Annotated in this window: 19 protein-coding genes; 11 read left to right on the top strand and 8 right to left on the bottom strand. The window is 75.4% G+C overall.

Translation table 11 applies throughout. The features are described 5' to 3' along the window. The first annotated feature begins 67 nt into the window (after positions 1-67). Positions 68-1,684, top strand: coding sequence for a chaperonin GroEL (gene groL, locus WHI96_RS15245; protein WP_345643645.1), 1,617 nt, complete (start codon positions 68-70; stop codon positions 1,682-1,684). A 119-nt stretch (positions 1,685-1,803) separates the two neighbouring features. Here the strand turns inward: groL and WHI96_RS15240 are convergent, their stop codons facing one another. Continuing rightward, positions 1,804-2,145, bottom strand: coding sequence for a WhiB family transcriptional regulator (locus WHI96_RS15240; protein ID WP_073576856.1), 342 nt, complete (start codon positions 2,143-2,145; stop codon positions 1,804-1,806). Between the two features lie 156 nt (positions 2,146-2,301). Here WHI96_RS15240 and WHI96_RS15235 point away from each other — a divergent pair, with 156 nt between their 5' ends. The 4 genes from WHI96_RS15235 to WHI96_RS15220 all read left to right on the top strand — a co-directional run bounded on the left by WHI96_RS15235 (position 2,302) and on the right by WHI96_RS15220 (position 6,650). Beyond that, positions 2,302-3,447, top strand: a complete 1,146-nt coding sequence (locus WHI96_RS15235) for a serine/threonine-protein kinase (RefSeq protein ID WP_349302393.1) — start codon at positions 2,302-2,304, stop codon at positions 3,445-3,447. Between the two features lie 40 nt (positions 3,448-3,487). Further along, positions 3,488-4,084 (top strand): response regulator transcription factor, encoded by a 597-nt coding sequence (locus tag WHI96_RS15230; protein WP_010225624.1) that lies wholly within the window; start codon positions 3,488-3,490, stop codon positions 4,082-4,084. A gap of 801 nt (positions 4,085-4,885) precedes the next feature. Beyond that, entirely contained in the window at positions 4,886-5,461 is a 576-nt protein-coding gene (locus WHI96_RS15225) for a sigma-70 family RNA polymerase sigma factor (RefSeq protein WP_345643637.1), read from the top strand. Further along, positions 5,454-6,650, top strand: coding sequence for an anti-sigma-D factor RsdA (locus WHI96_RS15220; protein WP_345643634.1), 1,197 nt, complete (start codon positions 5,454-5,456; stop codon positions 6,648-6,650). Before WHI96_RS15225 ends, WHI96_RS15220 begins: the two co-directional genes overlap by 8 nt. A gap of 80 nt (positions 6,651-6,730) precedes the next feature. Here WHI96_RS15220 and WHI96_RS15215 read toward each other — a convergent pair whose 3' ends face one another. Then, the gene (locus WHI96_RS15215; protein WP_345643631.1) at positions 6,731-7,138 is read right to left on the bottom strand and encodes a DUF5319 domain-containing protein; all 408 of its coding nucleotides are present in this window, start codon (positions 7,136-7,138) and stop codon (positions 6,731-6,733) included. Between the two features lie 164 nt (positions 7,139-7,302). On the opposite strand from WHI96_RS15215, the gene guaB reads away from it, so the two are divergent. After that, complete coding sequence (gene guaB, locus WHI96_RS15210; protein ID WP_345643628.1) at positions 7,303-8,814, top strand: IMP dehydrogenase; 1,512 nt, start codon at positions 7,303-7,305, stop codon at positions 8,812-8,814. Between the two features lie 177 nt (positions 8,815-8,991). Beyond that, positions 8,992-10,116 (top strand): GuaB3 family IMP dehydrogenase-related protein, encoded by a 1,125-nt coding sequence (locus WHI96_RS15205; protein WP_345643625.1) that lies wholly within the window; start codon positions 8,992-8,994, stop codon positions 10,114-10,116. Between the two features lies 1 nt (position 10,117). On the opposite strand, the gene WHI96_RS15200 is transcribed toward WHI96_RS15205, so the two are convergent. Further along, the gene (locus WHI96_RS15200) at positions 10,118-10,612 is read right to left on the bottom strand and encodes an FBP domain-containing protein (protein WP_345643622.1); all 495 of its coding nucleotides are present in this window, start codon (positions 10,610-10,612) and stop codon (positions 10,118-10,120) included. A gap of 98 nt (positions 10,613-10,710) precedes the next feature. Between WHI96_RS15200 and WHI96_RS15195 the strand changes: the two genes are divergently transcribed. Continuing rightward, positions 10,711-11,145, top strand: coding sequence for a TroA family protein (locus WHI96_RS15195; protein WP_345643619.1), 435 nt, complete (start codon positions 10,711-10,713; stop codon positions 11,143-11,145). Positions 11,146-11,148: 3 nt separating this feature from the next. Here the strand turns inward: WHI96_RS15195 and WHI96_RS15190 are convergent, their stop codons facing one another. Beyond that, positions 11,149-12,114 (bottom strand): hypothetical protein, encoded by a 966-nt coding sequence (locus WHI96_RS15190; RefSeq protein ID WP_345643616.1) that lies wholly within the window; start codon positions 12,112-12,114, stop codon positions 11,149-11,151. A 99-nt stretch (positions 12,115-12,213) separates the two neighbouring features. Then, positions 12,214-13,293, bottom strand: a complete 1,080-nt coding sequence (locus WHI96_RS15185; RefSeq protein ID WP_345643613.1) for a hypothetical protein — start codon at positions 13,291-13,293, stop codon at positions 12,214-12,216. A gap of 54 nt (positions 13,294-13,347) precedes the next feature. Between WHI96_RS15185 and guaA the strand changes: the two genes are divergently transcribed. Continuing rightward, entirely contained in the window at positions 13,348-14,898 is a 1,551-nt protein-coding gene (gene guaA / locus WHI96_RS15180) for a glutamine-hydrolyzing GMP synthase (protein ID WP_345643610.1), read from the top strand. A 155-nt stretch (positions 14,899-15,053) separates the two neighbouring features. Here the strand turns inward: guaA and WHI96_RS15175 are convergent, their stop codons facing one another. Together WHI96_RS15175 and WHI96_RS15170 are read right to left on the bottom strand one after the other, a co-directional pair. Continuing rightward, the gene (locus tag WHI96_RS15175) at positions 15,054-15,260 is read right to left on the bottom strand and encodes a hypothetical protein (protein WP_073576424.1); all 207 of its coding nucleotides are present in this window, start codon (positions 15,258-15,260) and stop codon (positions 15,054-15,056) included. Continuing rightward, positions 15,253-16,494: a PspC domain-containing protein gene (locus tag WHI96_RS15170; RefSeq protein ID WP_345643607.1), complete on the bottom strand. Its 1,242-nt coding sequence runs from the start codon at positions 16,492-16,494 to the stop codon at positions 15,253-15,255. The genes WHI96_RS15175 and WHI96_RS15170 overlap by 8 nt, the downstream gene beginning before the upstream one ends. Before the next feature lie 289 nt (positions 16,495-16,783). On the opposite strand from WHI96_RS15170, the gene WHI96_RS15165 reads away from it, so the two are divergent. Continuing rightward, positions 16,784-18,103, top strand: a complete 1,320-nt coding sequence (locus WHI96_RS15165) for an ATP-binding protein (RefSeq protein WP_425571571.1) — start codon at positions 16,784-16,786, stop codon at positions 18,101-18,103. Continuing rightward, entirely contained in the window at positions 18,100-18,804 is a 705-nt protein-coding gene (locus tag WHI96_RS15160; protein WP_345643604.1) for a LuxR C-terminal-related transcriptional regulator, read from the top strand. Before WHI96_RS15165 ends, WHI96_RS15160 begins: the two co-directional genes overlap by 4 nt. A 141-nt stretch (positions 18,805-18,945) precedes the next feature. Here the strand turns inward: WHI96_RS15160 and WHI96_RS15155 are convergent, their stop codons facing one another. Continuing rightward, entirely contained in the window at positions 18,946-20,358 is a 1,413-nt protein-coding gene (locus tag WHI96_RS15155; RefSeq protein ID WP_345643601.1) for a hypothetical protein, read from the bottom strand. Between the last annotated feature and the right edge of the window lie 297 nt (positions 20,359-20,655).

The raw sequence follows: 20,655 nt of genomic DNA, 5'->3' as shown, positions 1-20,655 counted from the left end.
CCGCACCGGGGCGGTCGCGTCTCTCCCCCCGAGAACCCGAGTATCCGAGAGGCAGCGAGAACACGACATGGCGAAGCAGATCAGCTTCGACGAGGAGACCCGTCGCGCGCTCGAGCGCGGCGTGAACCAGCTCGCCGACGCGGTGAAGGTGACGCTCGGCCCGCGCGGCCGGCACGTCGTCATCGACAAGAAGTTCGGCGGCCCGACCGTCACCAACGACGGCGTCACCATCGCCCGCGAGGTCGACCTCGAGGACCCGTTCGAGAACCTCGGCGCGCAGCTGGCGAAGACCGTCGCCACCAAGACCAACGACGTCGCGGGTGACGGCACCACCACCGCCACCGTGCTCGCCCAGGCGCTGGTGAAGGAGGGCCTGCGCAACGTCGCCGCGGGCGCCGCGCCGTTCGCGCTGGGCCAGGGCATCGCCGCGGCCTCGGCCAAGGTCTCCGAGGTGCTGCTGGCGAAGGCCACCCCGGTCGACGCCAAGAGCCACATCGCGCAGGTCGGCGCCATCGCCTCGCGCGAGCAGGAGATCGGCGACCTGATCGCCCAGGCGATCAACACCGTCGGCAAGGACGGCGTGATCACCGTCGAGGAGGGCTCGACCCTCTCGACCGAGCTGGAGATCACCGAGGGCCTGCAGTTCGACAAGGGCTACCTGTCGCCGTACTTCGTCACCGACTCCGAGTCCATGGAGGCGGCGCTCGACGACCCGTACATCCTGCTGCACCGCGACAAGATCGGGTCCATCCAGGACCTGCTGCCGCTGCTGGAGAAGGTGCTCGGCGAGGGCAAGCCCCTGCTGATCATCGCCGAGGACGTCGAGGGCGAGGCCCTGTCGACCCTGGTCGTCAACTCGATCCGCAAGACCGTCAAGGTCGCCGCGGTCAAGTCGCCGTTCTTCGGTGACCGCCGCAAGGCGTTCATGGACGACCTCGCGGTCGCCACCGGCGGTCAGGTCATCAACCCCGAGGTCGGCCTGAAGCTGAACGAGGCCGGACTCGAGCTGCTCGGCCGCGCGCGGCGCGTCGTCGTCACCAAGGACGCGACCACGATCGTCGAGGGCGCCGGGTCCAAGACCGACGTCGAGGGCCGTGTCGCGCAGCTCAAGCGCGAGATCGAGGAGTCCGACTCCGACTGGGACAAGGAGAAGCTCCAGGAGCGCCTGGCCAAGCTCTCCGGCGGCGTCGCGGTGATCAAGGCCGGTGCGGCGACCGAGACCGCGCTCAAGGAGCGCAAGCACCGCATCGAGGACGCCGTCGCGGCGACCCGTGCGGCGGTCGAGGAGGGCATCGTCCCCGGCGGCGGTTCCGCGCTGGTGCACGCCGCGGCCGAGCTCGCCGACGGCCTGGGCCTGACCGGTGACGCCGCGACCGGTGTCGCGATCGTCCGCAAGGCGCTCTCGGCGCCGCTGTACTGGATCGCCGAGAACGGCGGCGACGAGGGCGCGATCGTCGTGTCCAAGGTCGCCGAGGGCGGCTGGGGGACCGGGTACAACTCGGCCACCCGCTCCTACGGCGACCTGATCGCCGACGGCGTCATCGACCCGGTCAAGGTGACCCGGTCGGCCGTGGAGAACGCCGCGTCCATCGCGCGCATGGTGCTGACCACCGAGAGCGCCGTGGTGGACAAGCCGGAGAAGGCCGACCCGGCCCCGGCCGGTGGCCACGGGCACGGTCACTGACCCGGTCCGAGCACGACGACGGCGGGCGACCCTCGGGTCGCCCGCCGTTGTGCGTTGCGGGGCAGGAAGTGGATGTGCCGTCCGACGGGAGATGGGAGCCCCCGACGGTCGGGGCGCTCTCAGGCGGTGTGAACGGGAATCTCCACCGGCTGGACGGTCGCCTCGGCGGCGACCTTGAGCGTGCGGCGCGGACCGCGGATGATCGCGTCCCGCTCGGACTCGGACAGGCCGCCCCAGATGCCGTAGGGCTCGTGCACCTTCAGGGCGTGCTCGCGGCACTGCTGCACCACGGGGCACTCGGAACAGACCTGCTTCGCTCGGGTCTCACGACGGGCCCGGGCGGGACCGCGCTCACCCTCGGGATGGAAGAAGAACGCGCTGTCCATCCCCCGGCAGGCTCCCTCCATCTGCCAGTCGTAGATGTCGGCGACCGGGCCGGGAAGCCTCCGGATGTCCGCCATGTTCGTCACCTGCCTTCGCTATCGAACCTGACGTCGCTCAGATTCCCTGGCCAGGGCGGCCGCAAACCTGATTCGAGGTGAACGATGGTGCACGGCCGACCGGGTGGTGCACGGCGAGCGCCGTCGGCGGGGGTCCGGGCCCTGCTCACCGGGGCGGTGACGGACCGGGAGGTGGCCGCGGCGGCGCGCCCGGACGGGCCGGCGGAGCTGCGGTGGGCGGCCGCGGTCGCCCGGGGCGCCTCCGGGCACTACGCGGCCGCGGCCGCGCTGCTCGACGGGGTGCGCCGCGACCCGGTGGCCGGGGTCGTGCTGCGGGCGCACGCGACCCTCACCCGGGCCTCTCACCTGCGCCAGCTCGGCGGGCACCGCGCCGCGGCCGCGCTCGACGGCGCCGCGCTCCGGCTGGTGCTGCCGGGCGCGGGGACCCCGGGTGCCCCCGGGCCGTGGGGTCTCGACCGCGCCGCGGCCGTCGCCGACGCGCTGACCGGGCTCGCCGCCGACGCCCTCGGCCGTCTCGACGCCGCGACCGCCGCCGTGCTGCTGCGCCGGGCCGGGCCGTGGTGCGGCCCGCACGGTCACCGCACCCGGGTCCGCCACGGCTGGGTGGCCGCGGAGACCGCGCTGGTCGCGGGGGACCCGGCCGCGGCGCTCGCCGCCGCCGACGAGGCACTGACCGGTGCGCAGGCGCTCGGGTCCACTCGGCACGTGCTCAAGAGCCGCCTGGTCCGGGCGGTCGCCGCCGGGGTGGCGGGGCACGACCGGGCGGGCGTCGTCGCCGAGCTCGACGCGGTGGCCGCGGACGCGCTCGTGCACGGACTGCCCCCGCTGCACCGCCCGGCGCTGCTCGCCCGGGCCGACCTCACCGGGCCGGGCCCGGGGCCGGACGGGGAACCGGATCCGGCCGGAGGTGGCCCGGATGCCGTACCCGCTCGGCCGCACCGCGGGCTCACGGGGGCCGATCGGGCGACGCCGGAGGCCGGTTCCGGACCGGTCGCCGGAGCGCGACACGCCGGAGCGTCACCATTCGATACGCGCAGTCGCCGAGCGGATGCGGAGGGTCGCCGACATGCGCCGTTGCACACGGTGAGCGTCCTCTATACGCGAAGTGACCGTAGCGGGCGAGAGCTGCTGCGGGAGCAGTGCCCGGAGTCCGGCCCGGACGATGTACCGTACGGACTACTCCATTCGGCGACGCTTCACCCACATGACGCTGATGCACGTGGGTCAGAGCGCCGAACGGAGGGCACAAAATCGCCCCGACCGTGTCAAGGTGAGAGTGTCACCCGCCGATTCGGAGGGTGAAGAATCACCCGGCTGCAGGAAGCTGCAGGAAGGAATCGTCGTGACGACGGTACTCATCTGCGACGATCGTCGCAGCGTCCGCGAGGGACTGACTCGCGTCATGTCCGCGGTCCCGGGGGTCCAGCGCATCGACTGCGTCGCCCACGGGGACGAGCTCCTCGCCCGCTACGCCCGCCAGTCCGTCGACGTCGTCCTGGTCGGGACGCAGCGTGCTGTTCCCACCGGGGTGGAGGCCACCCGACGACTGGTGGCCGCCCACCCGCAGGCCAACGTCATCGTCTTCGGAGCCCCGGACGACGCCGGCAGCATCGCCGCCGCCATCGCCGGGGGAGCACGCGGCTACCTGCGCTGGGACGCCTCCCGTCCCGAGCTGGTCGCCGCGCTGGCACACACCCTGGCCAGCACCTCGGTGCCGACCCCGCGCGTCCCCACCGACCCGGGGGTCCAGCTCACCGAGCGCGAGCTCCAGGTGTTGCGCGGGATGAGCCAGGGCAAGAGCAACGGCCAGATCGGCCGCGAGCTCTACCTGTCCGAGGACACCGTGAAGACCCACGCCCGCCGGCTGTTCCGCAAGCTCGGCGTCCGCGACCGCGCACAGGCGGTGGCCCACGGCTTCCGGCGCGGCCTGGTGTCCTGACCGGGTCCCCACCCGGAACGGCACGACCACGCACCGCCGAGCGACCGACCCCGAACCGGCCGCTCCACCCCACCCGTACGCGGGTGGGCATCGTGAGCCGGACCGACCCCCGCGGTCCGGCTCCACGCCCCCGGACACCCCCGTGTCCGGCCCACGTACCCGGGCCGCTGCAGCTACCGCGGCCCGCACCCGGGACACCACGCCCGGGACATCGCTCCGACCGGCTCCGGCCGGTCCGGCGCCCCGGTGACGGGACGCCGGTCGTGCTCCCCGCGACCGGACCCCCGCCGGGGTCCGCGGCCGGCCCGGCCGAGGCCGACCACGGATCCGCCGGATGTCGTCATCGTCCGCCTCCGATCGGCCCTCGTCCGACGAGCGGTCGGCGGGACGCCGGGAATCGTCACCCGGCGTCCCCCGCGTCCCCGGAATCACACGCGTCACCGCAGTCCCGCGGCCCCGGCCGCGACCCGTCCGGATTCCGCGCCGAACCGGATGCGACCCGCGCCGGGCGGTCCACGGCCGGTGATCGGGCGCGGACGATCTTCACTGCGTCCGGTGACCGCATTCTGCGGTGGGTGACGAACCGCTCGCCGACCGTGGCCGCCCCGTGGACGTGTTGCGGTGCGGCACCACGCAACCCGGAACCGTGCACGATCGTCTGATCTGGCATGGAGCGACTCCCGTCGGCGAGCCCCGCTCGGATACGGTGGATCCGAGCCGATCTCACCTGCGCGAACGCGGGTCGCCTCCACGATCGGATGACACTGCTGGATGCTCGTAACGCCTGGGCGGTTCCCCACGATGAGTGAATCAAGAGACGTTCCCGACGAGTGGATCGAAGCGGCCATGGCCGGCGATCGGTCCGCGGTCGAGCGCGTTCTCGCCATGATTCGGCCCCTCGTCGTGCGCTACTGCCGCGCCCGTCTGGGGACCGACCGAGGGTCCGTCTCGGCGGACGATGTCGCCCAGGAGGTCTGCGTGGCCGTGCTCACGGCGTTGCCGGGGTACCGGGTGCAGGGTCGCCCGTTCCTCGCCTTCGTCTACGGCATCGCGTCCCACAAGGTCATCGACGCGCACCGGGCTGCGTCCCGGAACCGCTCCGAACCGATGGCCGACGTGCCGGACCGCGTGGAGTCGTCCGACGGCCCGGAGTCCCGGGCCCTGCAGGTGGAACTGTCGGAGGAGATGTCCAAGCTCCTGGAGATCCTTCCGGACAAGCATCGGGAGATCATCGTGTTGCGCGTGGTCGTGGGTCTGTCCGCGGAGGAGACCGCGGCAGCCGTCGGCTCCACCCCGGGTGCCGTCCGCGTCGCCCAGCACCGGGCGCTGGCCCGGCTGAGGAAGATGATGAGTGAGGAGGTGGTCCGGGATGCGTGACCAGGGTCCGCACGGTCCGGACTTCCCCCCACCGCCCGGTGAGGGCTGGGAGCGTCCGCCCGCACCGGTGACGCGTGGCCGCTTCGGCGAGCCCCGCCCGCCCCGTACGAACGGCCACTCCCACCCGCTCGGCCATCAGGGTCACCCGGTGCCGCTCGACGGGCGCACCGCCCCGCAGCCGGTGGTGCAGCGGCACGCCGCCCGCGCCGACGAGTGGGACGACCTCGACGGCTTCGAGGACGACGGCCCGATCGACCTCGTCGAGCTCCAGGCCGACGACGAGCTGATCAACGCCCTGTCCTCCGGGCTCGGGGTGTCCGGCCCCGGCCGGCGCGGCTACGACGTCGACGACCACCTGGCCGCGATGCTCTCGTCCTGGAAGGACGAGGTCGACCGCGACCCGATCCCGCAGCTGCTCGACGCCGACGAGGCCGTGCAGATCCTGCAGCCGGCGAAGCCGTCGCGGAAGGTCTCCTTCCTGCGCCCGCTCGTCGCCGCCGCGGCGGTCGCGGCGTGTGCGCTGGCCGTCGTCTCGATCAGCGCGCACGAGGCCCAGCCGGGCGACGCCCTGTGGGGTGTCTCCCGGGTGCTCTACAGCGAGCGCGCCGACCAGGTGCAGGCCGCGACCACGCTGCGCGAGGGCATCGAGCGGGTCAACGCCAAGCTCGCCGCCGGGGACACCGTCGGTGCGCAGCAGGAGCTCGCCGCGCTCGGCCCGCTGGTGGACCGCACCGCGCCGGACCTGCGCAACGACTTCGAGCAGCAGAGCCGGTTCCTGAACCAGAAGGTCGCCGAGACCCCGCCGGGCACGCCGACCGACCCACGGTCGCCGCTGCGCGACGGGACCCCGGCCCCGCCGCCCCCGGTCTCCGAGGGCGGCGAGGACACCCCGACGCCGGCCCCGCAGCCGTCGGAGGGGTCGACCACCCCGGGCGGCCCGACCTCGCCGGAGGCCACCACCGACCCGTCCGTGCTGAACGGGCCGGGTGAGACCTCGCCCACGACGTCGCCGTCGCCGTCGGAGACCTCGCCGACGACGGAGGGACAGGCGGACCCGACGACCCCGACGACGTCGCCCACGACCCGCCCCACCGCGGCCGGGGAGGGGCAGAGCGACCCGTCGGACGACACCACGACCCCGCCCCCGTCGTCGACGTCGACCGGCGCGGTGAGCAGCACGCCGAACTGACGCGGTCCGGCACGCAGTACGGCGAAGGGCCCCGGAGGATCTCCTCCGGGGCCCTTCCGCGTGGGTCGGGGGTGCCGCGCTCAGTCGGCGAGGGTCGCGTCGGCGTACCCGCGGCAGTACTCCCACGTGACGTAGTGCGCCGGGTCCGGGTCGTAGGCCGGCTCGTGCGGCCGCATCCGGCCCTCGTCGAGGAGCTGCTGCAGGCTCGCGCGCAGCAGGTTCCACTCGTGGAAGTGCTGCTCGCCGCAGTCCGCGCAGTCGACGACGATCCCGCGGACGCCCCGGTCCGCCAGCAGCGCCTGGTACACGGCCAGGTCGGCCAGGTCGGCGAGGATCTCGCCGCGGTCGGTCTCGTTCAACGGGGGTACCTCGGAGTCACCGGAACCCGGCCACGGGCCGTCACCACGGTCGTCGTGGGCCTGCATCGAGAGCGCAGGGTCATCCGGGTCTCCGGCGAACGGGTCCGGTGGCAGCGCCTCTGGTGACACGGCGTACACGGTACCGGTGCAGGAGAGTCGGGCCCCGGCCCACCCAGGGTTGGTGGACGTACGATGGCGGCCTGCGGCGGGAGCCCGCCGTCAGCGTCGACCGCACCGCCTCGACAACACCGGTTCGACAACACCGCTTCGACCGCAAGAGGAGCCCCGGAGAGATGACGAGCGAGATGGGCGGCCTGCCGGACAAGTTCGCGATGCTCGGACTGACCTTCGACGACGTGCTGCTGCTGCCCGCCGAGTCGGACGTGATCCCCAGCTCGGCCGACACGTCGAGCCAGGTGACCCGCCGGGTGCGGGTCCAGGTTCCGCTGGTGTCGTCCCCGATGGACACCGTCACCGAGTCCCGGATGGCCATCGCGATGGCCCGCGCCGGCGGTCTCGGCGTGCTGCACCGCAACCTCTCCCCGGACGCCCAGGCGGCCCAGGCCGAGGTCGTGAAGCGGTCCGAGGCCGGCATGGTCACCGACCCGGTGACCTGCAGCCCCGACGCGACGCTGGCCGACGTCGACGCCCTGTGCGCCAAGTTCCGGATCTCCGGTGTGCCGGTGACCGACGAGACCGGCCGGCTGGTGGGGATCATCACCAACCGCGACATGCGCTACGAGGTCGACACCGACCGGCCCGTGTCGGAGGTCATGACCCGCGCGCCCCTGGTGACGGCCAAGGTCGGCGTCACCGCGGAGGCGGCGCTGGGCCTGCTGCGCCGGCACAAGCTGGAGAAGCTGCCGATCGTCGACGGCGACGACATGCTGCGCGGCCTCATCACGATCAAGGACTTCAACAAGACCGAGCAGTACCCGCTGGCGACCAAGGACCCGGACGGGCGGCTCGTCGTCGCCGCCGCGGTCGGGGTCGGCGACGACGCCTACGCCCGCTCGATGCAGCTCGTCGACGCCGGTGTGGACGTCCTGATGGTCGACACCGCGCACGGCCACTCGCGCCGGGTGCTGGAGACCGTGGCGAAGCTGCGCGCCGAGGTCGGCGACCACGTCGACGTCGTCGGCGGCAACGTCGCCACCTACGAGGGCGCCAAGGCGCTCGTCGAGGCGGGCGCGGACGCGGTGAAGGTCGGCGTCGGGCCGGGCTCGATCTGCACCACCCGCGTCGTCGCCGGGGTCGGCGCCCCGCAGATCACCGCGATCTACGAGGCCACCCGGGCGTGCGCCCCGGCCGGCGTCCCGGTCATCGGCGACGGCGGCATCCAGTACTCCGGCGACGTCGCCAAGGCCATCGCGGCCGGCGCGTCGACGGTCATGCTGGGCTCGCTGCTGGCCGGCACCGCGGAGTCGCCCGGCGAGGTCGTGCTCGTCGGGGGCAAGCAGTTCAAGACCTACCGCGGGATGGGCTCGCTCGGCGCCATGCAGGGCCGTGCCGGTGCCGCGGGCCGGTCCTACTCCAAGGACCGCTACGCCCAGGACGACGTGCTCAGCGAGGACAAGCTCGTCCCCGAGGGCATCGAGGGCCGGATCCCGTTCCGCGGGCCGCTGTCCTCGGTCGTGCACCAGCTCGGCGGCGGGCTGCGCTCGGGTATGGGCTACGTCGGCGCGCAGACCATCCCGGACCTGCAGCAGGCGCGCCTGGTGCGGATCACCGCGGCGGGTCTCAAGGAGAGCCACCCGCACGACATCACGATGACCGTCGAGGCCCCGAACTACGCCGCCCGCTGACCCCACCCCTCGGCACTCATGGAGCTTTGGTCCGGTGCCACCGGACCAAAGCTCCATGAGTGCGGCGCTGGGGCGGCGGCGGTGGGGCGGCGCTGGGGCGGGAGCGCGGGGCGCGGGGAGGCAGGTCGCGGCGCCCCGCGGGGGTGCGGCCGCGGCGCGCCACCTAGGGTGTGCGGCGTGCGTGACCTCGTGGAGATCGGGATGGGCCGGGAGGCCCGTCGTGCCTACGACCTCGACCAGATCGAGATCGTCCCGTCGCGGCGTACCCGCAGCTCGAAGGCCGTCTCGACGGCCTGGCAGCTCGATGCCTACCGCTTCGACATCCCGCTGATGACCCATCCCACCGACGCGGTGGTGTCGCCGGACTCGGCGGTGCGGATCAGCGAGCTCGGCGGGCTGGGGGTGCTGAACGCGGAGGGCCTGTGGGCCCGGCACGCCGACCCGAAGGGCGCGTTGGAGCGTGTCGTCGCGGCGGCGACGGGGGACGAGCCGGACTCCGCGGTGGCGCTGCTGCAGGAGCTGCACCAGGCCCCCATCCAGCAGGACCTGATCACCGAGGCGCTGCGTCCGCTGCGCGACGGCTCGCACACGGTGGCGGCGCGGGTCAGCCCGCAGCGCGCCCGTGAGCTGACCCCGGCGCTGCTCGCCGCGGGCGTCGAGATCCTCATCGTGCAGGGCACGATCATCTCCGCCGAGCACGTCTCGGACGGCGAGCCCCTCAACCTCAAGGACTTCATCGCCGAGCTGGACGTCCCGGTCGTCGCCGGCGGGGTGGGCGACTACCGCACCGCGCTGCACCTGATGCGCACCGGCGCCGCCGGCGTCATCGTCGGGTACGGACAGTCCACCTCCACCACCACCGACGAGGTGCTGGGGGTCGGGGTCCCGATGGCGACCGCGATCGTCGACGCCGCGGCCGCCCGCCGCGACTACCTCGACGAGACCGGCGGCCGGTACGTGCACGTGATCGCCGACGGCGGCATCGGCACCTCCGGTGACATCGCCCGCGCCGTGGCCTGCGGCGCCGACGCGGTCATGCTCGGCGAGCAGCTCGCCGAGGCCGCGGAGGCCCCCGCCGGCGGGCTGTACTGGACCTCGTCCGCGGCGCACCCGTCGCTGCCGCGCTCGGAGGTCACCGGCCTCGCGCGGTCCGGGCGGACCCTGGAGCAGGTGCTGTTCGGGCCGACCGACAGCCCGTTCGGCACGACGAACCTGTTCGGCGCGCTGCGCCGGGCGATGGCGAAGACCGGCTACTCCGACCTCAAGGAGTTCCAGCGGGTCGGGCTGAACCTGCGGACCTGAGTCACCCCTCGGCGGTCACGGCCGCCACGAACTCCGCCGCCCGCTCCCGCAGCCCGGCCCGCCGCTCGTCGACGGTCGTGCCGGGGGTGGGCTTGAGCGCGGCGGTCGCCGTCTCGACGCGGACGTGCTCGGCGCAGGCCAGGTCGGCGCAGATGTAGGTGCCGACGGTGTCGCCCTGGCGCCCCTTCGCGCCGCGGCGCGGGGCGGCGAACAGCGCGACCCCGCCGACGGTGTGGGTGGTCCGGCACAGCGCGCACATCGCCGCCGCGCGGGCGGCGCCGGTGGCGGCGCGCAGCACGACACCGGCCGGGCCGTCGTCGGTGGGCACCAGCAGCACCCCGCGGTCGGGGGCCTTCGGGTCGCGCCAGCCGTGGACGTCGTCGAGCCGGTCGGGGTCCAGGTCGCGGACCCACGCGGGCAGGACCATCCGCGTCGCCTCCCCCTTGGAACAGTTGGTGAGGGCGCGGCGGATCCGGGTCTCGGTCGGGCTGGTCACGGCGGGCCACGCTAGGCGCCTGTCGCGGCGGGGGTCGAGCGGGTTTCGGCGCGGTAGGTTCGACGGCGACGCCGTCGTCCGCCAGGAGGAGCCCGCCGATGAGCCGCCCCACCGCCGGAGCCGCCATGGGCGGCGGACGGGCCTTTGTCGACGCGACCGGGACCCCGGTGCCGCTGCGCGGACCGGTCGTGCGGGTGGTGGCGACCGACCCCCGGGTGGGGGAGCTGCTGCTGGAGCTGGGCGCGCAGCTGGTCGGCTGCGCGGGGACGCTCGACGGCGTCGACCCGGTCGGCGACGACCGCAGCCCGGACCCGCGGGCGGTGCGGGCACTGCGCCCGGACGCGATCGTCACCGGGACCGCCGACGGCCGCTACGACCTGGCCGACCCGGCGCTGCTCGGACGGCTGCGCGACATCGCGCCGACGGTCGCCGTCGACCTGGGACGCCGCGCCGCGAGCGCCGCGGACCTGCGGGCGCTGCTCGGGTCGGTGCAGCCGCCGCCGCTGCGCTCCCGCGGGCGGCACGAGGACTGAGGCTCAGCCCGCCAGGACGGCACGGACGCGGTCGGTGACGGCCGTCAGGTCGTCGCGCACCAGGTTCGCCTGTGCGGTGAACACCGACAGCTGCGACGGGTCCAGCGCGAGGGCCCCGGAGGTCCCCGCGGTGGCGGCCGCGCCGCCGTGGTCGAGCAGCGCTGTCCAGGACGTCTGCGCGACGGCGTCGGGCAGGGCGTCGTAGGCCCGTGCGGCGTCGATGGCGGCCTGCAGCCGTCCACAGGCGACGGCGAGCGCCACCGCGTCCTGACGGCCCGCGGCGTCGGCGACGCGGGTGAAGCCGTCGCCGATCGCGGTGAGGTGGGTGAGGCCGCCGTTGTCGCGCCAGGCGGTCATCGCGACGACCGGGTCACCGGCCCACAGCCCGGTCCCGGCGGCGGACCCGACCAGCGACGCCGCGACGGCCTGCGGCAGCGGCGGGCCCTGCGGCACCGTCGCGCCGGAGGCGGTCACGGTCTGCGGGGTGGGCAGCGGCGAGGTCGCCGACGGGGTCGTGATCAGGCCGGCGGCGGCGATCGCCGCGGTGCCGGTGGCGGCGGCGCACAGGAACACCGGCAGGATCCGGGTCCGGAACGCGCGGGCCCGGGGGACGACCGCGGCCCCGGGAACCGGCTCCGCGGATTCCCGGACCGGCTCCGCGACCGCGGGCTCGTCGACGGGGGACGCGGCGGGTGCCGGCGCCGGGGGTGCCGGCACCGGGGGCGCCGGAGCGACCGGGGCCGGGTTCCCGCCGAGCAGCCCGGTGGTGCCGAGCGCCCCGAGGCCCAGGGCGTCCACCCCGAGCGCGCCGGTGCCGAGCGCGCCGGCGGCCGGGCGGGTCTCCTGCTCCGGCGCGGAGCGCTGGGCGGGGACGAGCGACGCGGCGGTCGTGGTGGTGGCGCGGTCGACGGCCGGGTCGGCGGGGGTGTCGCCGGTGCCGGTGGTGTGGCCGGTCGGGGTGGTGGCCATCGGGGGTGTGCCTCCAGGTCGTACGGTGCCGTCATCCCCCCATCGGAGCAACCGGCCCTCGCCGTTACGCCGCACCGCCCACCCCCCGGGCGGGGATCATCAGGATCGACGATCGGGCATCCAGCCGTCGGTGCCGTCGCGGCGCCAGGGGGTCTCCGGGCCGTCGGGCCACGCGGTCGCGGTGAGCCAGTACGCCTGGTCCGGGTCCCACCCGGCGAGTACGGACGCGACGCCGTCGGCCACCTCCACGGCGCGTCCCGCCGTGGTCAGCCAGCCCCGCACCGTCAGGTGCACGGCGTCGGTCCCCTCCGCCACCCGGGTCCAGTCCGGGAGCACCCACCTCCCGGCCCGGCCGGTCGTGCGGTACCAGTCGTGGCGGCGCGCCGCGGTGACCTCCAGCGGGTGGCGGCGGCACAGGTCCGCCCAGTCGTCGGGGCCGTCGATCTCGGTCACCCGAGCCCCCGGGGACACCGTCACCGGGCTCACCCCGGCGCGCGTCCAGCCGTGCCCGTCCTCGACGAACCACAGCCCGACCGGGCCCCGGGCGCCGAGGTCCCGGGTGCTCGCCACCAGCTCGTACGCCGGGCACGACCACCACGGGCCGCTGTAGGGCGCGGCCGGGTCGTCGGGGAGCTCGCGCGCGGAGCGGGCCTCGTCGTCCACGGTCGCCACGCGCTGCGCGGCGAGCGCCCCGGGCGGGTCGACGGACCCCCGGGCCGGTGGGGGGCCCGTCTCGTCGTGCCACCGGACGACGCGCTGGCGGTCGGTGTCGAGCCCCGTCGACCACCAGGCGGTCCCGGGCGCTGCGGCGACGGCGGCGGCGAACCGGGCGAGCCCGGGCCGCAGCGCGGGCTCGGCGGCCACGACGTCGTCGCCGTCGGGCGGCTGCCAGTACCGCGCGGTGAGCACCGCCGTGTCCAGCAGGTCGAGCAGGGCCTCGTCGTCCGGTACGGTCGCCGGGACGTCGTCCAGGGCGGTCGCGACCTCGGCGGTCGGCGGGACCGGTCCGGGTGCCGTGTGCGTCGAGACGAGCTGGGCCTGGTCCCAGGGCCACGCGGCGGCGGCGGCCAGGTCGAGGAAGCGCCCGCGCCCCGCGTCGTGGGCGCAGTACCGCGCGTGCGCCCAGCACAGGCGCCGCCCGCGCGGACCGGCGAGCAGGTCGTCCACCGTGATCGACATCCGGGACACGGTACGGACGGCGGGTGACCTGCGTCGCCCGATTACCCTGGTCGCGTGCAGACCCCGACCGTCCTCGTCGTGGACTACGGCGCCCAGTACGCGCAGCTCATCGCCCGTCGCGTGCGCGAGGCGGACGTCTACTCCGAGATCGTGCCCGCCTCCCTGCCCGTCGCCGAGATCGTGGCCCGCGAGCCCGCCGCAGTGATCCTCTCCGGCGGTCCCGCGAGCGTGTACGCCGACGGCGCCCCCGCGGTCGACCCGGCGCTGTTCGAGGCAGGCATCCCGGTGTTCGGCATGTGCTACGGCTTCCAGGCGATGGCCCGGGCGCTGGGCGGCGAGGTCGCCCACGACGGCACCCGCGAGTACGGCCGCACCGAGGTCGCGCTGACCGGCACCCCCGGCACGCTGCACGAGGGCCTGCCCCGGACGCACCCGGTGTGGATGAGCCACGGCGACTCGGTGACCGCGGCGCCGGCGGGCTTCACCGTCACCGCGTCGACCGACCGGGTCGCCGTCGCCGCGTTCGAGGACACCGGCCGGCGGCTCGCCGGCGTCCAGTACCACCCCGAGGTCGGGCACTCGCCGCACGGCCAGGAGGTGCTGCGCCGGTTCCTGCACGACGTCGCGGGCATCCGCCCGTCCTGGACGACGGCGTCGATCATCGACGACACGGTCGAGGCGATCCGCGCCCAGGTCGGCGACGGCCGCGCGATCTGCGGGCTGTCCGGCGGGGTCGACTCCGCCGTCGCCGCCGCGCTCGTCCAGCGCGCCATCGGTGACCGGCTGACCTGCGTGTTCGTCGACCACGGGCTGATGCGGTCGGGGGAGCGCGAGCAGGTCGAGAAGGACTTCGTCGCCGCCACCGGTGCGACGCTGCACGTCGCCGAGGCCGCCGACCGGTTCCTCGACGCGCTCGCCGGGGTCACCGAGCCCGAGCAGAAGCGCAAGATCATCGGCCGGGAGTTCATCCGGGTCTTCGAGACGGCCACGGCGGAGGTGGTCGCCGACCACCACGTCGGGTTCCTGGTCCAGGGGACGCTCTACCCGGACGTCGTCGAGTCCGGCGGCGGCGACGGCACCGCGGTGATCAAGAGCCACCACAACGTCGGCGGTCTGCCCGACGACATCGAGTTCGACCTGGTCGAGCCGCTGCGCGCGCTGTTCAAGGACGAGGTCCGGATGGTCGGCGCCGAGCTGGGGCTGCCCGAGGTGATCGTCGCCCGGCAGCCGTTCCCCGGCCCCGGCCTGGGCATCCGCATCATCGGGGAGGTCACCCGCGACCGGCTGGAGACGCTGCGGGCCGCGGACGCGATCGCCCGCGAGGAGCTGACCGCCGCCGGGCTGGACCGCGAGATCTGGCAGTGCCCGGTGGTGCTGCTGGCCGACGTCCGCAGTGTCGGTGTCCAGGGTGACGGCCGCACCTACGGCCACCCGATCGTCCTGCGCCCGGTGTCCAGCGAGGACGCGATGACCGCGGACTGGACCCGGCTGCCCTACGACGTCGTCGAGCGGATCTCGACCCGGATCACCAACGAGGTGTCCGATGTCAACCGGGTCGTCGTCGACGTGACGAGCAAGCCCCCGGGCACCATCGAGTGGGAGTGACCGGGGCCTGACGTAACAGGGGCGGGGCCGATGTCTCGGCCCCGCCCCGGCCAGCCCGGGCCTCGCGGTGTCCGACCCCCGTCGGACTCCGCTGCCACGCGGGCGGCGGCGGGCCCGGCGGTGCTCCCCAGCCCGCCGGCTCCCGTGATGACCCTTTAGTCGTCCGATGTGGCTCGGGAGTTACGCACACTCGCCATCAGGAACGCGATCCCCGCCACAACGGCGGTCCCGGCGAGCACCCAGCGCAGGTCGACGACCTCCCACGGGGCGATCCCGAGGACCCCGCACACCGCGACCAGCAGCGACAGGACCCCGGCGACGAGGGCGAACGGGTCGGCGCGACGGGCGAGCGAGCTATCCACGGGTGACCTCCACGGTTCCCAGCTCGGCCCGCAGGTCGAGCTCCAGCACCCGGCCACCGGGTCCGTCCGGGCCGGGGTCGTCCACGGTCAGGTCCACGTCCTGCCCGGAGCGTGTCTGCCCGTCGACGGTCAGGTCACCGGTGCCCACCGAGCTGCGGACGAGCAGGTCGGCGTCACGCGGGACCCGGATCTCCACCGCCCCCGCGCCGACCTCGGCCCGGGTGCGGACGGGCCCGGTCGCACCGGGTGTCGCGGCGAGGTCGAGGCGGGTCAGGTCGAGCTGGACCGCGCCGGTTCCGCGCCGGTACTCCGGGGCCAGCTCGGCGACGGTCGCGGGGGCCTCGACGGTCTCCCCGATGCCCCCGCGCACCGCCCATCCGTCGGGGCCGACGGCGTCGTTGAGCGGGATGGTGGCCGCCGTGACGAGTGCGAGCAGCACCGCGAACGGCACCAGCCAGCGTCCGGCGCGCCGCAGCGCGCCGACGACCAGCCCGATCCCGACGACGGCGAGCGCCGCACCCGGGACGGCCGAGGCCGGCACCGCACCCGGTGCGGCCAGGGCGAGCACCCCGACCATCCCGGCGACGACGAGTGACACGGCCAGCGTGATCGGTGTGAGCTTCGAGCGGGGCGCCGGGGGCGGACCCGGCTCCGGGCCCGGTTCGGGCAGGTCCCAGGCGAACGGCGCGGCGCCGAGCGGGTCCCAGGCCGGTGGCGTCACCTGCGCCACGGTGGGGGCGTGCGGGTCCGCGACCCACGGCACCACGGGCGTCGGCGACGCGGCGGCCTCCCGGGCGCCGGGCCGGTTCCCCCGGGTCACGTGCAGCGCGACGAGCAGTGCGACGGTGACGACGGCGGGGACGACGCGGTCGGTGGACAGCACCAGCGGGACGGCCAGCAGCGCGGCCAGGACCAGCAGCGTCACCGACAGCGCGGACGACGGTCCGGTGCGTGGCGGGACCGGGCTGCCGGGCGGACCGGCGTCCGGCAGGACCGCGCAGCCCGCCAGGTAGAGCGGGATGCCGGGGCCGACGATCGCGGCGACGACGAACCCGACCCGGACCAGCGTCGGGTCGATCTCGTAGCGGCGCGCGATCGCGGCGGAGACCCCGGCGAGCTTGCGGTCGTCGCGCGGACGCAGGGGCCGGGAGTCCCACATGTCGCGCATGGTGTTCCGGGCCGTCGACGACGCCGACGGTGGTCGGCCGCTCCCGGGCAGCTGCGTCTGGTTCATGACGTCGAGACTGCCGTCCGGGCGGGCCCCGGCGTCTCGGGGACAACCCCGAGACGACCCCGGTCCCGATCCGGAGGGGATCCGGCGCGGGTCGTGTGACGATGGGGTCGTGAACAGCTCGGACCCCTCGACCGGCGCCGCACCGGGGTCGGCGGACGCGCCGACGCGGCCCGCCGTCGCTCCGTGGGCGGCCCCGTCGCACGGCGCCGCGCTGCCCGGCACCGCCGCACCCGGTGCGACCGTGACCGGAGCGGTCGAGCCCGGGGCCGACGGGGGACCGGGGCCGACGGTGCCCGTCCCCGCCGGCCCGGTGCCCCCGCCGCCCGGCGGCACCGCCTCCCCGCGGCCGGGCGGCCCCGTACCGTCGGGCCCCGGTGCCCGTGTCCCGCTGACCCGGCGCCGCTCCGGGCGGATGGTCGGCGGCGTCGCGGGCGGGGTGGCCGACCACCTCGGCGTCGACGTCCGGTGGATCCGGGCGGCCTTCGTCGCGCTGACCCTGCTCGGCTGGGCGGGGGTGCTGGCCTACGGCCTGCTGTGGGTGTTCCTGCGGCAGGAGGCCGCCGTCGTCGAGCGGACCGTCACCCGGTCCGAACGCCTGCAGGCCGCCGGGCTGGTGACGCTGGGACTGGGGTTGTCGCTGGTCGCGGCGACCTCGGGTTCGGCCGTCCTCGGCTGGATCGCCGGCCCGCTGGGGCTGGCGACGGTCGGCGCGGCCGTCGTGTGGCGGGAGGCCGACGAGGCGCAGCGACGGCGGTGGGCGCGCGACGCCCGCAGCCGCGTCACGGGCGGTCGTGCGGCGCTGGCCCGCACCGTGCTCGGCGCCGCGCTCGTCCTGACCGGGCTGGCGGTGTTCCTGCTCGGCAACCTGGACCTGAGCCAGGTGCGGTTCGGGATCCTCGCGGCGCTGGCGACGCTGCTGGGCGTCGCGGTCCTCACCGTCCCCTGGTGGGTGCGGCTGGTGCGCGACCTCGGCGAGGAGCGCAGGGCCCGCGCGGTCGCCGCCGAGCGCGCCGAGATCGCCGCGCACCTGCACGACTCGGTGCTGCAGACCCTCGCGCTGATCCAGCGCCAGTCCGGCGATCCGCGCGAGGTGCAGCGGCTGGCCCGCGGCCAGGAACGGGAGCTGCGCGCCTGGCTCTACGGGCCGGGTGGGCGCGCCCGCGGCGGCAGCGGCAGTCCGGACGCGGTGGAGACGCTGCTGTCGGCGGCGATCACCCGCGTCGCCGGGGAGGTGGAGGACACCTACGCGGTGGCCGTCGGCCCGGTGCTGGTCGGCGACACCGAACTCGACGACGACCTGCGCGCCCTGGTGCTGGCGGCGCGCGAGGCGATGGTGAACGCGGCGAAGCACTCGGGCACGTCCGAGGTCGACGTGTACGTGGAGGTCGAGCCCGCCTCGGACGAGGGCCCGGGCGCGGCGGAGGTGTTCGTGCGCGACCGCGGCACCGGTTTCGACCCGGACGCGGTCTCCGACGACCGGCACGGCCTCGCGGACTCGGTGCACGCCCGGATGCGCCGCCACGGCGGCACGGTCCGGATCCGCACCGGGGCCGGCGAGGGTACGGAGGTGCGGCTGTCGATGCCGCTGACGGAGAGGGAGACGGCATGACCACCGCCGACGAGCACGGAACCCCGGACGGTCCGGACGGCACCGGCATCCGGGTCTACCTGGTCGACGACCACGCGTTGTTCCGCTCCGGCGTGCGCGCCGAGCTCGACCGCGGCGACGGGCGCAGCCCCGTGCTGGAGGTGGTCGGTGAGGCGGGCTCCGTCGACGAGGCGGTGGCCGGCGTCGGGCACCTCGCGCCGGACGTGGTGCTGCTCGACGTGCACATGCCCGGCGGCGGGGGCGCGGAGATCCTGCGCCGGGCGCGCGCGGCGGGCACGGAGTCGGTGTTCCTGGCGCTGTCGGTGTCCGACGCCGCCGAGGACGTCATCTCGGTGATCCGGTCCGGCGCCCGCGGCTACGTCACGAAGACGATCTCGGGCCGGGACCTCGCCGACGCCGTGCGACGGGTGCGGGCCGGCGACGCGGTCTTCTCACCACGGCTGGCCGGGTTCGTGCTGGACGCGTTCTCCGACCGGCCGGGTGCGGCACCGCCGGTGGACCCGGAGATCGACCAGCTGACCAAGCGGGAGCGGGACGTGCTGCGGCTGCTGGCCCGCGGCTACGCCTACAAGGAGATCGCGAAGGAGCTGTTCATCTCGGTGAAGACGGTGGAGACCCACGTGTCGAGCGTGCTGCGCAAGACGCAGACGTCGAACCGGCACGAGCTGTCCCGCTGGGCTTCCGACAGGAGGCTCGTGTAGGTCGCGCGGCGACCGGTGCGTGCCGGACGGAGCGTCGGCACGGACCGTCGGCCGGTCCGACACGGCACGGGCGCCGGCACCGACACGGCCCCGGTCTCCGCGGGTGCGGGGACCGGGGCCGTCGTCGTGGTGGGAGGGGCGTCAGCCGCCCAGCAGCCCGCCCGCGCCCTTCGTGACGCCGCCGAGCACCCCGCCGACCGGCTCGGTCACGCCGGACAGGGCGCCCCCGACCGGCTCGGTCACCGTGCCGACCACCTGCCCCACGGGCTTCGTGACGGTCTGCAGCGGCTGGGTGGCCTCCGAGGCCGAGGAGCCGGTGTCCTCCTCGGTGTCCTTCTTCGCGGAGGTGTCGAGGAGCCCGGTGACCGGCTCGGCGGCCTTCAGGACCGGGCCGGTGAGCGGCTCGGTACCCGTGAGGACGGGCTCGGTGACCGGCGACAGCGCGCCGAGCACCGGCGTCGTCACCGGCTCGAGGGTGTCGGTGAGGGGCCGGGTGACGGGCTTGACCGCGTTCGTCACCGGGCGGACGGCCTCGGTCACGGGGGACACGGCACCGCCGAGGGTCGTCCCGACCGGTGCCGCGGCCCGCGCGACCGGGGCGACGACGCCGCCGACGGCGTCGCCGACCGGGCGGACGTTCTCGGTGACGTCCTGGATCGGGCCGCTGCTGGTCCCGCCGCGCGTCGGCGACGTGCCGGTCACGGGCTCGAGGATGTTGCCCGCGGACGGCCGGTCCGGGTTGTTGATCGGGGCGACGACCGGGGCGAGCGGCGAGCCCGTCCCCCCGGAGCCGCGCGGCGCCGGGACCGTCGGCGACGACGGGGACCCGGTTCCCGGGTTCCCGGTCGAGGGCGGGGTGGGCGTGCGGGGCGCGGGGACCGCGACGGCGGGCCCGGCGGCGGTGCCCGGGGTGCGGCCCGCTGCGACCGCCTGCGCCGGCTGCTGCGGACCGAAGGCGACGGCCATCCAGTCGCCGGCGCCGGGGGCGGTGGCGGGCGCGTCCGGCAGCGGCGAGCTCAGCGCCACGTTCGCCGGGAGGTACTGGGCGGGCAGCGTGTCCGGGGTGCCGCCCGCGGTGGGCAGGCCGAAGCCGGGGAACAGCCCGTCGGCGGCGGCGCGCGCGTCGGAGTTCTCGGTGCCGACGCCGTTGTAGAGGGCCGCGCCGAGCACGGAGCCCGCGGCGAGCAGCGCGCCGGCGACCACACCGGCGCGACGACGCCCGGACACCTGACGGCCGGTCCAGCCGTCGGCGCCGGCCGCGGCGCGGGGCTGCGGGAGGTCGATGTCCGGCCAGCCGCCCGGGGCACCCGCGGCGGCGATGTCACCGGCCGAGGCGGCGTCGGCGGACGCCCCCTCGGCCACCGGGGGACGCCCCTCGCGGCGCAGCAGGTCACCGACGGACAGGACGGGCCCGGTCAGCGGACCCGCACCGTCGGTGGAGGCGTGGGATGCGCGCGAGTGACGCGCCAGCAGTTCGGCGACGCTCACCACGTCGCGGGGCCCGGTGGCGCCGGGGGCGCCGGGGAGCGGGGCTCCGGCAGGTGTGTCGGTCACGGCCGCACGTCCTCCTTCGGGTCATTTCGACCCGGGAAGATGTACCGGAAAGAGCCCGTGATCCCCAAGTGATCACCCTCCGCTCGTCGCAGATAACCCGATCGGGTGGTTCCCGTTCATCGGCCGTATCCGACCGCTCGACCTGCTCGTTGCCTCGCAAGGCAACCGCTACGCGAGGGTGCGCCGGCCTGAACCCCAGGTGGAGCCCGTGTGGGCGTGTCGCCCTGTGTACTGCGCGTGAATCGCCGAACGGTCGTGACGTCGACACCGGTCGCCGGACGCGACCGGGTGTCGCAC

The organism is Pseudonocardia tropica (assembly GCF_040105315.1).
Lineage (GTDB): Bacteria > Actinomycetota > Actinomycetes > Mycobacteriales > Pseudonocardiaceae > Pseudonocardia > Pseudonocardia alni.
The sequence above is the reverse complement of the archived record's forward strand: the minus strand, read 5'-3'. Positions and strand labels throughout refer to the sequence as shown.

Bases quoted from the DNA above. Each gene is read 5' to 3' on its own strand.
- groL (WP_345643645.1), top strand. From the start codon at position 68: ATGGCGAAGCAGATCAGCTTCGACGAGGAGACCCGTCGCGCGCTCGAG.
- WHI96_RS15185 (WP_345643613.1), bottom strand. From the start codon at position 13,293: ATGTCGATCACGGTGGACGACCTGCTCGCCGGTCCGCGCGGGCGGCGC.
- WHI96_RS15240 (WP_073576856.1), bottom strand. From the start codon at position 2,145: ATGGCGGACATCCGGAGGCTTCCCGGCCCGGTCGCCGACATCTACGAC.
- WHI96_RS15220 (WP_345643634.1), top strand. From the start codon at position 5,454: ATGCGTGACCAGGGTCCGCACGGTCCGGACTTCCCCCCACCGCCCGGT.
- WHI96_RS15160 (WP_345643604.1), top strand. From the start codon at position 18,100: ATGACCACCGCCGACGAGCACGGAACCCCGGACGGTCCGGACGGCACC.
- WHI96_RS15195 (WP_345643619.1), top strand. From the start codon at position 10,711: ATGAGCCGCCCCACCGCCGGAGCCGCCATGGGCGGCGGACGGGCCTTT.
- guaB (WP_345643628.1), top strand. From the start codon at position 7,303: ATGACGAGCGAGATGGGCGGCCTGCCGGACAAGTTCGCGATGCTCGGA.
- WHI96_RS15170 (WP_345643607.1), bottom strand. From the start codon at position 16,494: ATGAACCAGACGCAGCTGCCCGGGAGCGGCCGACCACCGTCGGCGTCG.
- WHI96_RS15225 (WP_345643637.1), top strand. From the start codon at position 4,886: ATGAGTGAATCAAGAGACGTTCCCGACGAGTGGATCGAAGCGGCCATG.
- WHI96_RS15190 (WP_345643616.1), bottom strand. From the start codon at position 12,114: ATGGCCACCACCCCGACCGGCCACACCACCGGCACCGGCGACACCCCC.